Origin of the sequence: Roseicyclus marinus, assembly GCF_030163795.1 — a bacterium.
GTDB lineage: Bacteria > Pseudomonadota > Alphaproteobacteria > Rhodobacterales > Rhodobacteraceae > Roseicyclus > Roseicyclus marinus.
On record NZ_JASJOF010000002.1, the window covers coordinates 33831 to 46913 of the forward strand.

Annotated in this window: 15 protein-coding genes; 7 read left to right on the plus strand and 8 right to left on the minus strand. The window is 62.0% G+C overall.

The window, feature by feature from the left end:
* The first annotated feature begins 12 nt into the window (after positions 1-12).
* On the plus strand, positions 13-1242 hold the full coding sequence (locus QQK63_RS02955; protein WP_277827700.1) for a peptidylprolyl isomerase: 1230 nt from the start codon (positions 13-15) through the stop codon (positions 1240-1242).
* Positions 1239-2225 (plus strand): 4-hydroxythreonine-4-phosphate dehydrogenase PdxA, encoded by a 987-nt coding sequence (gene pdxA / locus QQK63_RS02960; protein WP_277827698.1) that lies wholly within the window; start codon positions 1239-1241, stop codon positions 2223-2225. Before QQK63_RS02955 ends, pdxA begins: the two co-directional genes overlap by 4 nt.
* Before the next feature lie 117 nt (positions 2226-2342).
* On the opposite strand, the gene QQK63_RS02965 is transcribed toward pdxA, so the two are convergent.
* The 3 genes from QQK63_RS02965 to QQK63_RS02975 are packed head-to-tail and all read right to left on the minus strand — an operon-like array spanning position 2343 to position 3144.
* A complete protein-coding gene (locus QQK63_RS02965; RefSeq protein WP_277827696.1) occupies positions 2343-2522 on the minus strand; it encodes a hypothetical protein in 180 nt (59 codons plus the stop codon).
* A gap of 23 nt (positions 2523-2545) precedes the next feature.
* Complete coding sequence (locus tag QQK63_RS02970; protein ID WP_277827694.1) at positions 2546-2797, minus strand: hypothetical protein; 252 nt, start codon at positions 2795-2797, stop codon at positions 2546-2548.
* A 29-nt stretch (positions 2798-2826) separates the two neighbouring features.
* A complete protein-coding gene (locus tag QQK63_RS02975; RefSeq protein ID WP_277827692.1) occupies positions 2827-3144 on the minus strand; it encodes a TraR/DksA family transcriptional regulator in 318 nt (105 codons plus the stop codon).
* Between the two features lie 180 nt (positions 3145-3324).
* On the opposite strand from QQK63_RS02975, the gene QQK63_RS02980 reads away from it, so the two are divergent.
* From QQK63_RS02980 to QQK63_RS02990, 3 genes are read left to right on the plus strand one after another with little or no spacing between them, the layout of a single operon-like run.
* Entirely contained in the window at positions 3325-3756 is a 432-nt protein-coding gene (locus QQK63_RS02980) for a protein tyrosine phosphatase family protein (RefSeq protein WP_277827690.1), read from the plus strand.
* On the plus strand, positions 3753-4637 hold the full coding sequence (locus QQK63_RS02985) for a DMT family transporter (protein ID WP_277827688.1): 885 nt from the start codon (positions 3753-3755) through the stop codon (positions 4635-4637). Before QQK63_RS02980 ends, QQK63_RS02985 begins: the two co-directional genes overlap by 4 nt.
* Before the next feature lie 36 nt (positions 4638-4673).
* Positions 4674-5621 carry a lysophospholipid acyltransferase family protein gene (locus tag QQK63_RS02990; protein ID WP_277827686.1) on the plus strand — a complete coding sequence of 316 codons (948 nt, stop codon included), beginning with the start codon at positions 4674-4676 and terminating at the stop codon, positions 5619-5621.
* A 10-nt stretch (positions 5622-5631) separates the two neighbouring features.
* On the opposite strand, the gene QQK63_RS02995 is transcribed toward QQK63_RS02990, so the two are convergent.
* From QQK63_RS02995 to QQK63_RS03015, 5 genes are all read right to left on the minus strand, one after another.
* The gene (locus tag QQK63_RS02995) at positions 5632-6339 is read right to left on the minus strand and encodes a DUF1223 domain-containing protein (protein ID WP_277827684.1); all 708 of its coding nucleotides are present in this window, start codon (positions 6337-6339) and stop codon (positions 5632-5634) included.
* Between the two features lie 89 nt (positions 6340-6428).
* On the minus strand, positions 6429-6734 hold the full coding sequence (locus QQK63_RS03000) for a methyltransferase family protein (RefSeq protein WP_277827682.1): 306 nt from the start codon (positions 6732-6734) through the stop codon (positions 6429-6431).
* Positions 6735-6871: 137 nt separating this feature from the next.
* The gene (locus QQK63_RS03005) at positions 6872-7699 is read right to left on the minus strand and encodes an FkbM family methyltransferase (protein ID WP_277827680.1); all 828 of its coding nucleotides are present in this window, start codon (positions 7697-7699) and stop codon (positions 6872-6874) included.
* 592 nt (positions 7700-8291) lie between these two features.
* Positions 8292-8699, minus strand: coding sequence for a type II toxin-antitoxin system VapC family toxin (locus QQK63_RS03010; protein WP_277827678.1), 408 nt, complete (start codon positions 8697-8699; stop codon positions 8292-8294).
* Entirely contained in the window at positions 8696-8938 is a 243-nt protein-coding gene (locus tag QQK63_RS03015) for a type II toxin-antitoxin system prevent-host-death family antitoxin (protein ID WP_277827676.1), read from the minus strand. Before QQK63_RS03015 ends, QQK63_RS03010 begins: the two co-directional genes overlap by 4 nt.
* Before the next feature lie 458 nt (positions 8939-9396).
* Between QQK63_RS03015 and QQK63_RS03020 the strand changes: the two genes are divergently transcribed.
* Positions 9397-11439 (plus strand): hypothetical protein, encoded by a 2043-nt coding sequence (locus tag QQK63_RS03020; protein ID WP_277827674.1) that lies wholly within the window; start codon positions 9397-9399, stop codon positions 11437-11439.
* Between the two features lie 196 nt (positions 11440-11635).
* Positions 11636-12805 (plus strand): ATP-binding protein, encoded by a 1170-nt coding sequence (locus QQK63_RS03025; RefSeq protein WP_277827672.1) that lies wholly within the window; start codon positions 11636-11638, stop codon positions 12803-12805.
* Positions 12806-13083: the final 278 nt, after the last annotated feature.

A 13083-nucleotide genomic window follows, 5' to 3' on the forward strand; every position in this document is an offset into this window, starting at 1 on the left:
ACGACAGACGCGATGATCCAGAGCATTCAGACCCCGATCCGCCGCATCCTTGGGCCGCTCGCACTGGCGACAGTGACCTTTCTTGCGGGCACGGCAGCCATGGCGCAATCACCCTTTGCCGCTGCGGCGCGGGTCAATGACAGCATCGTCACGAATTACGACATCGAACAGCGCGCCCTTTTCCTCGAGGTGCTGCGGGCACCGGGCGACCTGCGCGCCGAAGCCCTCGAAGCGCTGGTGAACGAACGTTTGCAGGTGGGCGAAGCGCGCCGGATGGATGTCGTTGCAACCCCCGAAGAGATCGAGGCGGGCGTTGCCGAATTCGCCGCCCGCGCCGATCTGGGGGCGGAGCAATTCATCCGCACCATCGGCGAAGAAGGGGTCGCTCCCGAAACTTTCCGCGATTTCGTGGCGAACGGCATTTCTTGGCGCAACGTGGTACGGGGCCGCTTCGGACCTAGAGTGCAGATCACGGAGGCAGATATCGACGAGGCCTTGGCTTTTGCGCCCCGACTTGATCCCGCGCAGATCCTTCTGGCGGAAATCGTCGTGCCCCTCACGCCGGAGAACGAGGAAAACCTCCGCAGCGAATTGGCCCGTCTTGCCGCCGATCTGAATTTTGACACCGAGACCTTTAGTGAAGCCGCACGCCGCTTTTCGGCAGCACCGACGCGGGAAAACGATGGTCTGACCGGATGGCGACCGCTGATGGCCGTGCCGCCGCAGCTGCGAGAGGATATGGTTCTGCTCGCACCGGGCCAAACCTACGGCCCCGTGTCGCTGGGACCGGCAATCGCCATCTTCCAGATGCGCGGCCTGTCCGAGGGTACGTTCCGGCAACCGAGCGTCACTTCGGTCGATTACGTCACCATCGCCCTCCCCCCGATCAGCACCGAGGAAGGCGCAGCCGCCGCCGCCGCGCTGCGGGCCGAAATCGACATCTGTGATGATCTCTATGCTACCCGACCCGGTGGCTTTGAACGGTTCGACCAATCCCTTGGCGCCATTCCGGGTGATATCGCCATGGCGCTGGCCGCACTGGATGCTGGCGAGATGGATTTCGGCCTGACGCGAAATGGCGGTGCGACGACGCTCGCCGTTATGCTCTGCGGTCGCACTATCGAGGAACCCGAGGCAGGCCGTGAAGCGGTGCGCCAGCAGTTGATCGCCCAGCGTCTTGAAGGCTACGCCGAGGCCCTGCTCGAGGAACTGCGCGCCGACGCCATCATCGTTTACGAATGAGCATCGCCAAGGCTCCCGTCGCCGTCAGCATCGGTGAACCTGCAGGCATCGGCCCCGAGATCTTGGCGCGGGCTTGGGAAAAGCTTGGCACGCGCCTGCCCTTTTTCGTGATCGGGGATCCCGCGCATCTTTCTGGCCATGGCGTCGAGCCTGTACCGATCGCGCGCGCCGCCGATGCGAGTGCCGCGAGCAGCCGTGGCCTGCCGGTCCTGCCCCACCCCTTTCCCGCCCCCGCCGTGCCAGGCCGACCCGCCCCGGAAAACGCCGCTGCCGTGATTGAGGTGATCGCGCGCGGCGTCGATCTGGTGATGCGGGGCGAAGCAAGCGCGCTGACGACCGCTCCGATCCACAAGAAGGCACTGATGGACGGCGCGGGTTTCCGGTTTCCGGGCCACACCGAATACCTTGCGCATCTGGCCGGGGTGGAACGGGTGGTGATGATGCTTGCCTGTCCGGAGCTGCGCGTTGTGCCGACGACGATCCACATTGCGCTGTCCGAGGTGCCGGGGACGCTGACACCGGAGCTTTTGCGCGACACGATCCGGATAACCCATGCCGCGCTCAGGCAGGATTTCGGGATCTCATCGCCCCGCCTCGCCGTGGCGGGGTTGAACCCCCATGCCGGCGAAGGCGGCGCCATGGGCCGCGAGGAGATCGAAACCATCGCCCCCGTGATCGCCGCCCTGCGCGCCGAGGGTCTGGCGCTGAGCGGGCCGCATTCGGCCGACACGATGTTTCACGCAGGCGCGCGGGCGGAGTATGATGCAGCGATCTGCATGTATCACGATCAGGCACTTATCCCGATCAAGACGCTGGATTTTGCGGGCGGCGTGAACGTGACGCTGGGCCTGCCCTTCATCCGCACGTCACCCGATCACGGCACGGCCTTCGACATCGCGGGACAGGGCCGCGCCGATCCAACCAGCCTGATCGCCGCGCTGGACATGGCGCAGGAAATGGCGCGCCAACGCCACGCCGGCTAAAGCATGTCGCGCAAAGGTGGAAACCTGTTTTGCGCTCCTCGAACATGCGACATCAAAGGGTTGGAGCGAGGCGCGCGCTCGGGCACGCCATCGTGCCGCCTGCCTTGCCCCGTCAAGTCAGACCGGCATATCGTTGAACAAATCATCCTCGTCCGCGTCCCCGGTTTGATCGATGGGGCGACGTGGTACCACGGAGTGGATCGTGGTAGCGGCTTCCGCCTCGGGATCACTGACGGGATTGTCCTGCTTGCTCAAGTCGGCCTCGATGGGCTGTTTGCGCTTCACGTGGTCGGGCATTCTTTATCCTCTCGCTTGTTTTCTCAATCTTGTTTGGCCCAAGGCGTGCGGCGCTGGCCTGGCTCCAACCGCGCCGCCTCGATACAATCGATATCGCGGTGCAGAAGAGCCTCGGCGCGGCGGCCGTGCAGATCTTCCACCATGCAGCGCAGATCGCGAGCGACAGCCCCGCGGATCAGGGTTTCGGCCACTGCCCGCCCGGTGCCTGGTGCGAGCCAAAGCACCTCGAGAACGTGGTGACGCTGCTGGGGGTCCGGAACGGTTCGGGTCGGCATGGCAGCTGCCTTTTGTGGCGGAACGCCCCCTATCGGGCGCAGGTCCGGCAAAACGGGGTGCTGGGCAAAAGGTCGAGGCGTTCGTCCGAGATCGGATCGCCGCAGGTGACGCAGATGCCGTAGCTGCCTTCGTCTATCCGGGTCAGCGCTGCACGGATCTGGGCGATTTCCTGCTGTCCGGTCTGTCCCAGCCGTTCAAGCACCTCGTCATCCTCGCGCTCGACGGCCAGTTCTTCCCAATCCTTGGCCTGATGGCTGTCCAACTCCGCATCGAGATCGCGCAGCCGCGCGGTCAGCAGCGCCAATTGATCGTCCAGCTTTGCACGATATCCGGCAAGATCTTTCATCGTTTTCTCCCGCCCTGTGATAGGGTCCTGTCATCCTGACATCTTTGGCGGTCTCGCCCTGCCGGTGCCATGAGGCTACCGACCTTCGCACCGCCCGACCTTGATATGGGTCAACGCCATCTTTCCCTCGACGCGGGCTTGCGGCATGGTACGCACAGCTTTCCAGACAGGAGCCTTTCGATGGATCTGCGCCAGATCACCGACACCTACACCGTCGCCCCGCAACTCGAACCCGGCGACATGGCCGTGCTTGCCGAACAGGGTGTCACGACCGTGATCTGCAACCGCCCCGACGCCGAGAACCCCGCCCCCCTTCAGGCCGCCGCGATGCAGGCCGCCGCCGAAGCGGCAGGGATTGCCTTCGTGTTCAACCCGGTCGTGGGCGGTCAACTGACCATGGACAATGTCGAGGAACAGCGCGACGCGATCGACGCCGCCGAAGGCCCGGTGGTGGCTTATTGCGCCTCGGGCAACCGGTCGACCATCGTCTGGGCACTGGGGATGGCGGGCGAGATGCCCACGACCGAGATCATCGCCCGCGGCGAAAAATGGGGATACCAGCTGGAATGGCTGCGTCCCCAGATCGAGGCGCTGGCGGCCCGGAACGGGTGAGCGCCTTTGGGCGCCTGACGCCGACGGCGCAGGGCATCGTACTCATGATCGCGGCCATCTTACTGTTCTCGACGATGGATGCGACGGCCAAGATGCTGATGAGCCGCTATGCGCCCATGCAGGTGGTTTGGGCACGCTACGCTGGCATGATGCTGATCGTGGGTCTGGTTCTGGCCCCCCGGCTGGGACCAATCCTGCGGACGCGGCGGATGGGGCTGCAACTTCTGCGGTCGGCGTTTTTGTTCGCGGCGACGCTGTCGTTCTTCACCGCGATCAGCCGGATGGATATCGCCGCCGCGACCGCCGTGATGCAGGTGCATCCCGTACTGCTGACGCTGGGGGCCGCGCTCCTGCTGCGCGAACCCCTCGGGCCACGGCGCATTTTCGGGATCGGAGCAGCGCTGGCGGGGGCCTTGATCGTCATCCGGCCGGGGACGGAGATCTTTACGCTGACGGCTCTTCTGCCGCTTTTGGGCGGTGTGTTCTACGCTTCCTATGCGCTGACCACGCGATTTCTGGGCCGGGACGAACCGATCCTGACCTCTTTCGTCTATACCGCGATCATCGGGACGCTGGTGGCAAGCCTTCTGACCCTGCCCGTCTGGCAATGGCCCGGCCCTGCGGATGCCGCGATCTTTCTGGGGCTTGGGGCGACCGGGGCGCTTGGGCAGTTCCTGCTGATCCGCTCGCTCACCATCGCCGAGGCCGGGGCCGTCGCGCCCTTCGGTTATGCCGGCGTGGTCTTTGCCACCTTGTGGGGTCTTCTGGCCTTTGGCGAAGTGCCCGATCTGTGGACACTGGTCGGTGCGCTTGTGATCGTGGGGGCCGGTGTCTATGTCTGGCACCGCGAAACTCGCGCCCGTGCCGCCACCGCGGCGTGATCGCTGCGCGAAGAACGGACAGGATTAAAGAACCGGATGCCCAAACCCCGCCGCCTCTGGGTCGACTGGAGTGTCGACCGCGCCGCCCGCGGGCTTTTGTGGATGGCCTTCCGCCTGCCCTATGAGACGCGGGTGCCGATGATGGGCCGCATGTTTCGGGCCCTGGGCGGGGTCAGCGGCTACCGCGCCCGGGCCGAAGAGCAACTGGCCTATATCCACCCCGACATACCCGCCACCGAACGCCGCCGCATCGCAATGGGTGTGCTGGACAATTTCGGCCGCGTTCTGATCGAGAATTATTCCACCGCTGATCAACTGGCTTGGGCGCGCCGCTGGCAACCCAAGGGACCCGGGTGGGAGGCGTGTGAGGCGGCGCGTCAGTCCGGGCGCCCGATCCTGTTTGTGTCGGGGCATTTCGGAAATTACCAAGCCGCGCGCGCCGCGATGAACGTGCGCGGCTACGAGATGGGCGGCCTCTACCGGCTGATGAACAACCCCTATGCCAATGCCCATTATGTCGCCTCGGTCGAAGGTGTCGGCGGCAAGGCCTTTGCCCGCGACAGGCGCGGCCTCGCGGGCTTCGTCAAAGTGCTGCGCGACGGCGGACAGGGCGCGATGCTGATCGACCAGTATTTCGCGGGGGGTACGCGGCTCGATTTCCTTGGCAAACGCGCGCCGACGGCGCTGTCGGCGGGCGAGATGGCGTTGAAATACGAGGCCCTCCTTGTGCCGATCTATGCCGAACGGCAGGAAAACGGCGTCGACTTCGACGTGACCGTCGAGGCGCCAATCCCCCACAGCGATGCGCGGGCCATGACGCAGGCCCTGAACGACAGTCTATCGGCGCGCGTGACGGCGCGGCCCGAACAGTGGTTTTGGGTACATCGCCGTTGGAAACCCGCGCGGCAGGCCAAGTATTTCGCGCCCGAGGACGACGAGCTGCCCGAGCTGGACAGCCTGCCGGCCGACGATCACCGAATGTGAGGTTTGATCTTCAGTCGATCCGGGCCGCGCCAAGGATCGGCCCCTGCCCGGCCACCTGCACGATGACAGCTATGGGCTGGGTGTCTTGCGACGCGATCCGGGCGTTGAACGGCATGGAGCCATCCCAATCGGCCACGACCTGCCACGATGTCACCACGTTGTAGTGTTCCGAGATGCTTCCAGCCCGTTCGCCGCGTTCGATCCGCACCTCTTCATGCGGGGTGAAGGTGACGACCTGTACCACCATGGCGGGGCGTGGCGGATCCATATGCGCCTCGGCCGAAACACGGATCTCCGCGCCATCGCGCGTCACATCGACCGAGACAGGATCGGCAGCCGCATATTCCGCCTGGATCAGATCAGCCACGGCCATGGGTCGCACGCCCACCACATGGTCGCGCCCCCCCACCACGATCTGCGGCGTGTAGACGACGGTGGACCCCTGAGCGTGGGCATATCCCTGCTGGCGCGCGGTCATTTCCGGCATGGCGAAGGTATCTTCCCAGCCAATGTAATCCCAGTAATCGACATGCAGCGCCAAGGCGATAACCTCTTCACGCATCGCCAGTTCGCCAAGGAGAGCATCGGCCGGCGGACAAGAGGAACAGCCCTGCGAGGTGAACAATTCGACTACCACGGGGCCGTGACGTTCCTCTGCCATCGCCCCTTGCCCGATCATCACAAGCGCCACAAACGCCCCAGCCAATGTCGGTTTCATTTCCGTCTCCGTCTCGTCGGCGTGATGCCACGACATCCTAGGTAGATGCGCCAGACCGGCTTTGCCAATCAAGCCTTTGCGAGACGGCGTTACAACGGACGGCGTATGGTGGTGAAATAGCGCCGGGCCTCGGGCCCGAAGGCACGGAAAAGCGCAGCTACTTCGGGAAGAATGAAGCGGCGCAAGGGAATGGCAGCAAAGACGAAGGGTACGGGCAATGCGCTGAGCGCTCCTTGCCACATTGCCACGTCTGTCAGGATGGCCAGCAGGCCAAGATAGACGGGATTTCGCGACACCGGGTAAGGGCCTTCGACAATGAGCGCGCTTGGGGCATGGTGGGGCTTGATCGTGATGCGTTTGCGATAGAACCAGAGCGCTGCCCAGAGGATAAGCAAGCCCGGCCAGAGCCAGCGCCAAACCTGCCACCTGCTCGACCGAGCCGAAGAGCCGCCTGAGCGGGAGCTCATTTACCAACAGCCATGCAGATGCGAGGGAGAGCAGGAACAAAGGGGCGGGAGATCGGGGAAACCCTTCATTGTTGATTGAACCGCGCCTCGTTACGGTAAACTGCCGTCACCCGCGTGAAGCCCGCCTCGATAAGCCGATAGCCGCGAGCCAGCAGAAAATCGTTCACTTCGATGAATGTGTGCTGCGCTGCGCGCCCACGTTCGTATCCGCAATCCGCCGCTATATAGTCGAGATGGGGCAAGAGACCTTCGGCACCTTGCAAGATCTCAGGCTCTGCCCCCTCACCCTCGAGCTTGAAGATACGGGTTCCGGCGCCGAAGGTGGCGGGATCAATCGCAGCATCGAGCCGAACCGCCTGCACCTCCCGCGAGCCGGCGGCATCATCGATCTCAAACACGGAGCTATCAGCAGTGTCGGGCTTGGAGTGAAATGTCAGAGTTGTCGCCTCATTCCACAACGCCACACGATGCGTGCGCGCCGCGCCATCGAAGTTATTGAGGTCACAACAGCGGGCCTCGAGCGGCTCTGGCTCGAAGGCTTCGTAGGCAAGGCCTTGTTCACGCGCCCAGATGCCCAGCTCACCAACATTCGCACCGCAATCTATAAAGACGCCACCAGGCGAGATGGGGAGCTTGTGCAGGTGATAGGTGCGGGCAAGCCCTTCCACTCCGGCCAAAACACCCTTCTTGTAACGCCGATGGCGTATCCTGCGACAGATATGGATCCGCCGTGGATCATGGCGATCATGATCCGTGGTTACCAGAATGTCGCCCTCGCCGAACGGCTCGACCCGGTAGGGTTTATGACCGAGCCGCGCGAAAGCATTTGCGAGGCGCGTATAGAGGCCGATCGGCAGCGTATCGAGGAGCTTAAAGGCTTTTTCAGAGGGCATAGCGGCACATCCGGATTGGTCTATCGCTGCGGTAGCGGATCGGCTGGCAGGCAACAAGGCAGTACGATTTTGGCGTGGCCTAGCTTGCTGAGCGGACCAACAAGGTGAGCCGATGCGATCTGTCGACGTTTCTCGGCGACTTATCAAGGCGCGCCGCTCCATGATCTATGACGACATCCACATCGCGAGGGCCGCGCCAATGCTGAGAGCGTAGGTCTTTGAAACGCCCGGGTCCCAAAAACTGTCACTATGGAACAAATGGATGAGGGCATCGCGGCAGTCACGGTTGTCGGAACACTATGATTGCTGCCAAGACATCTGTCCTCGAAGACGGGCAAAGGACGCCTCTGGTAGTCTATAGAAATCAAAAAAACCGCCTCGTGATCATGCAAACCGTAACTTGTTGATGTTTGGAACGTCGGGCAGCCTTTTTGAAACGCGTGTCGCAGGTCAAGAGCACTGCTTCCCGACCCTCTGCTGTTGTAAAAATATGGGGGCTGTCCTTGCAGGCTCATCCGTTTTCGTTCGAGCGGCAAAAGCGGTGGTCCACGCAACGCGCGATCGAGATCGTCGGCGCGCACCGGACACGGCCCTAGCTGAAAGGATCAAAGACTCGAGCGCCCGTGTGGACAAAATCCGCCGTGTTGCCGGTCACGACCGTGGCATCTCGCGTCAAAGCTTGAGCCGCGATCATCAGGTCGGCACCAGTGTGACCAATCCGAGCCGATAATCTCCCCCAGACGAGTGCATCGCTTGGCGTAAAGTCGATGAGCCGGTCAGAGAAGATCAAGATCGGCTGATCGAGCCAGTGCCGGGGATCCAAGGCGAAATCGCGATTTCGGTTTTCCTGCAGGCAAATACCCCGCTCGATCTCTCCGAGGGTGATTACGCTAATAAACAGCCCCGCTTCCTGTTGGGCCTTTCGCCAACTTGCCACTTGCGGCGCGCGATCTGCGCGGCGCACGGCCGAAATCACATTGGTGTCGAGAATGAATGTCAAAAGAGGACTTCCCGAGGTCTGGCCTGCGCGCGCTCCATGACGCCGCCCGGGAACGCCATCACGTGATCTGCGAAAGATCCACGACGCGACTGTGCCGCGTCGACGAGCCGGCGATACTCTTCTGCGGAGATCACGACGACTGCAGGCTTGCCTCGGCGGGACACTTCCCGTGGACGACCGGCCAAGGCGGCTTCGACCACAGCGCTAAACCGGTTCTTTGCGTCTTGACGCGTTAGCATGCGACCACCATAACTGGCTAGACATCTGGCTAGCTACACAAAGATTTGTGGGAGTTCATTCAAGCTGCCAGACCGAAAAGGCGATGCGGACCTGCGCGCGCTGCGTTGGCGCAAAGCAATCGACGCTAAAGAAAAAGGCCCGAGAGTAAGCGTTATCGGCCCTTTGCACAGGCCACGGAGCTCCAGGCTACACAAGTCATGCGCCCACATGCCCCTCTCTTTGACGCCGCTCTGCTCCCCCCCAAAAAATCCCCTACCCCCAGCAGATCGAGCACGCCAACGGACCACCACATCAGCCGCCCAATGAGGGTCCCCCCAAGGGCGCGTGCCCTGTTTGCGCAGGTTTTCTAGTAGGTCGTTCCTTTCAAAACCTGCGCAAACCTCTCTCAGCGATATTGGGAGTTACACCGTCAGACCGTATCCTCGTCTTAAAGCACCGCACACGAGGACCCCCGCCAATGACATTCCATCTGACTGATTTTACTCCGGCCTGGCCATTCAACCCCAAGCTTGCCCCCTTCCAGCGCCGCTACTCTGCCGTTTTGCGCTTCGAGTCCATCGGGCTCCACGACCTATGGCGCATCTTGATCCACGAACTGCGGGCAGGCGGTGATCTCTCCCATGTCAATCGCGACAAGTCGGATCACAACCGCTACGAATACGGTGACCTCAGCGCGATACCTGAGCTCATCGCGAAGATCGAGTCGATCAAGCTGCAAAATCAAGCCCAGCATGTTGCAGCGCTGCGCGCGCGGCGGCGCACGTCTGAAGCTAACGAGCTTGAAGCGGCAGAGCCCCCCTCGCCCTGGCATGGCAACACCAATACGCCGCTTCGCGAAGGCATTCTCACCGTCCACAAGGCCTGGTTCGGCGGCAGTGGCGTTGACGCCTGGAACGAGGCCAAGGTCGAAATGTTTCGACTCTTCGCCATGGCCTTCATCATTGCAAACTTTCCCGACGATCAGCTGATCTACGCGAGCAGTCACAGCGATGAGGAAAGCTTTCACATCCATTTCCTCGTGGCGGTCTGGGAAACGCGATACAGCAAGAGCCGTGGCTGGCAGTGCCTTCTCCGGGCCGACGCCAACCCGCTTTTGCGCGACTACGAGTTGGCGCAAGACCTTGCTGGGGCGCATTTCGCACCACTCGGCCTTGTTCGTCCAAAGCGCCACGCCGCCGCCCGGCGTGACTACAACGCCAAGATCCGCGCGGCCGAGCTCGCAGGTGAGGAGCTCAACATCCCGCGCCCCGTGCCGCCCTTGCATGTGTCGCCGAGCCGTTACCGCCTGACCGAGCGGAAAAAGGCACGCTTGGAGGCAGACGCAGTCGCGGCTGCACGACAGGAAGACTGGCGGGTTGCGATAAAGAAACTCAAGAAGCGCCACGCGCGAGCGATTGCAGCCCAGTCTCGCCAGCAGGCCCGAAACGCTCGCGTGATTGCAGCCGAGGCGAGCAAGATCGCAGCCCTGCAAGAGACCAGCGCGCGACTGTCAAACCAGAATGACCGCTTGTCCGATGACATCGTGCGCCGCAGCCTCGAGAGCGAACTCCGCGCTGCCGATACCCAGGAGACGGCGGAGGTGGCTGCCGCAATGACCCGCAAGGCCGCCGAAGATGAAGCCAAACAGATTGTCGAGAAGGCGCAGAAGCAGGCGGAAATCGTTGCCACCGCTTCTAATGCCAAGATCGACGAACTCACCCAAAAGGAACTCGCGTTGCGAGCTACGTGCGACGCCCTCACCCAAGACGAACAGGCCTTGAAGGCTAAGTGCGGCACACTCGAACGCGAACTCGGCGCTTTGGCAAACGACCTTCAGGACACCAAAACAGAGCTTCACGCGACACAACGGGCCCACAGCCGCGAAAAAGACGCGCTTGACGCGGTCAAAGAAGAGCGTGCGACGGAAGATAATGCGCGCGATGCCGCGATAGCCTCTTCTTTGGCGGCCCGGCAATCGCGCGACGAGCTCCAAAAGGAGATCGAGGATCTCACAAGACGCGAAACCGAAGCAAAGGAAAGGCTTCAAGCCGTCGCAGATCAGGGCAAGGCGGCGGTAGAAGTGTTCAACTGTATCTCAAAGGGCGTTCTTGAGATCAGCCCCGATGGGCGGATCGGGTTTGGGCCTGCGGCGCCACTCAAGGAAACTGGTGCTCGGAAGCAGATCGTCGCGAACTACAAAGCAAGCGCAAAGCTTGTCAACCCGGTGCTTGCCGCGTTCCGCGACGCGGTGGAGACACGCGTAGCGCAGCAAAAGGTGGAGCTGGCGAAGATGAACGCGGATCTGGCAGAGAAGGACGTGAAACTGGCGAGGAAGAAGGCGGACCTGACCAAGACGGCCGTGTGGTTGGCCAGCGAAGTCGGCAAGAATGCCCGGGAGGCTTCGGTGTTGACCGAAATGCGGGAGGCCATGGGGCTGAAGCCAGATGACACCCTAGCCGACATCCAGGCGCGCCACCCCCTCCTACCGAGCGAGGATGCAGGCTATTCACTCGAGCCGTGAGGGTCAATGCAGAAGCCCCGCGTGCGGTGTTCAGGTATCACCACTGCAGGCGAGGCCGAGAGCTTCTCACTCTCGGGTTTTCCCAACATCCCAAAACGCGGCTGCGGCATCAACTGTACTTCCCGGTTCGGTAGGTTAAAGCTGATCTGCGAGTTTTAACCTTGCAAAAGCGGATTTAAGATCCATAATCGCACGGATGATGATTGATCGCCGCATAGCTGACGAACTGCAAGGTCTTCTCGAGGATGGCCCAGCCGTAGCCCTGCTAGGACCACGGCAGGTTGGAAAAACAACGCTGGCACAACAGATCGGAGAAGGGCGCCCCTCGCTTTATCTTGATCTCGAGTCCGATGGCGATCGCGCGAAGCTGTCCGACCCGGAGCTCTATCTTTCCTCACATGAAGACAAGCTGGTGATCCTTGATGAAGTTCAGCGTATGCCGAACCTTTTCCAAAACCTGCGCGGGCTGATCGATCGAGGACGACGCAAGGGGCAGCGCACTGGCCGTTTCCTGCTTTTGGGGTCGGCTTCCATCGACCTGCTGAGACAGTCGGGGGAAAGTCTAGCGGGGAGGATCAGCTACATCGAACTTGCGCCACTCGATGCGTTGGAAGTTCCTGCCATCGATCTTGACAAGCTTTGGCTGCGCGGGGGGTTCCCTGACAGCTTTCTGGCTCGCAACGATCAGGCCAGCTTTCGGTGGCGGCGCGACTTCATCCGCACGTATCTGGAGCGCGATATTCCGGCCCTTGGCCCAAGGATCGCCGCCGAAACCCTGCGTCGTTTCTGGACCATGCTGGCCCATCGCCAGGGGGGACTTTCGAATGCTGCCGAGCTTGCCCGCGCCCTCGGTGTCGATGGGAAAACCGTGGCATCTTACCTAGACCTACTGGTCGACCTGATGCTTGTGCGCCGACTGGAGCCCTGGCACGCCAATATCGGCAAACGGCTGATCAAATCTCCCCGTATTTATGTCCGAGACACCGGCATCCTCCATGCCCTTCTGGGGCTGCAAACTCTCGATGAGGTGCTTGCACATCCTGTCGCCGGTGCGGGCTGGGAGGGGCTGGTCATTGAGACCGCGCACGCCACGATGCCGGATGGCACGCAGGCGCAGTTCTACCGCAGTGGGGCGGGGGCCGAAGTTGATCTGGTGCTGACATTGCCCGGAGGTGCGCGGTGGGCCATAGAAATTAAGCGCAGCCTGTCCCCCAAAGTCGAACGTGGCTTTCACCATGCCTGCGAAGATCTGGACCCGGAGCGGCGCATCGTCGTCTATCCAGGAAATGAGCGCTTTCCGCTCTCAAACGGGATCGAGGTCATGTCGCCGCACCAGCTCGCGCAAGACCTCGTTGCGCGTCGGTAGCTCATCACGGCTGCAGGATCGCCATTACTACGCCGTGCAGTGGGCCCCAAAGGTGATCGGGGACCCCCGATGGCTGTGACCGGAACATACCCAAACCAGGGACCGAACGCTTTCCGAACCCTTGACTGGATGACCCCGGGCTGTGCAGCCCCAAATCACATTCCCAGCTTTGGACACCAGCTTTTCGCGCTATCTTGTCACCTTGACTTTTTCAAAAACATTAAAAGTTCTTATTGACACATCGATTCCATGGCGATATCTATAAGGTGTGGGCAGAG

Bases quoted from the DNA above. Each gene is read 5' to 3' on its own strand.
- pdxA (WP_277827698.1), top strand. From the start codon at position 1,239: ATGAGCATCGCCAAGGCTCCCGTCGCCGTCAGCATCGGTGAACCTGCA.
- QQK63_RS02955 (WP_277827700.1), top strand. From the start codon at position 13: ATGATCCAGAGCATTCAGACCCCGATCCGCCGCATCCTTGGGCCGCTC.
- QQK63_RS03020 (WP_277827674.1), top strand. From the start codon at position 9,397: ATGACATTCCATCTGACTGATTTTACTCCGGCCTGGCCATTCAACCCC.
- QQK63_RS02965 (WP_277827696.1), bottom strand. From the start codon at position 2,522: ATGCCCGACCACGTGAAGCGCAAACAGCCCATCGAGGCCGACTTGAGC.
- QQK63_RS03025 (WP_277827672.1), top strand. From the start codon at position 11,636: ATGATGATTGATCGCCGCATAGCTGACGAACTGCAAGGTCTTCTCGAG.
- QQK63_RS03005 (WP_277827680.1), bottom strand. From the start codon at position 7,699: ATGCCCTCTGAAAAAGCCTTTAAGCTCCTCGATACGCTGCCGATCGGC.
- QQK63_RS02975 (WP_277827692.1), bottom strand. From the start codon at position 3,144: ATGAAAGATCTTGCCGGATATCGTGCAAAGCTGGACGATCAATTGGCG.
- QQK63_RS02970 (WP_277827694.1), bottom strand. From the start codon at position 2,797: ATGCCGACCCGAACCGTTCCGGACCCCCAGCAGCGTCACCACGTTCTC.
- QQK63_RS03015 (WP_277827676.1), bottom strand. From the start codon at position 8,938: ATGCTAACGCGTCAAGACGCAAAGAACCGGTTTAGCGCTGTGGTCGAA.
- QQK63_RS02990 (WP_277827686.1), top strand. From the start codon at position 4,674: ATGCCCAAACCCCGCCGCCTCTGGGTCGACTGGAGTGTCGACCGCGCC.
- QQK63_RS02980 (WP_277827690.1), top strand. From the start codon at position 3,325: ATGGATCTGCGCCAGATCACCGACACCTACACCGTCGCCCCGCAACTC.
- QQK63_RS02995 (WP_277827684.1), bottom strand. From the start codon at position 6,339: ATGAAACCGACATTGGCTGGGGCGTTTGTGGCGCTTGTGATGATCGGG.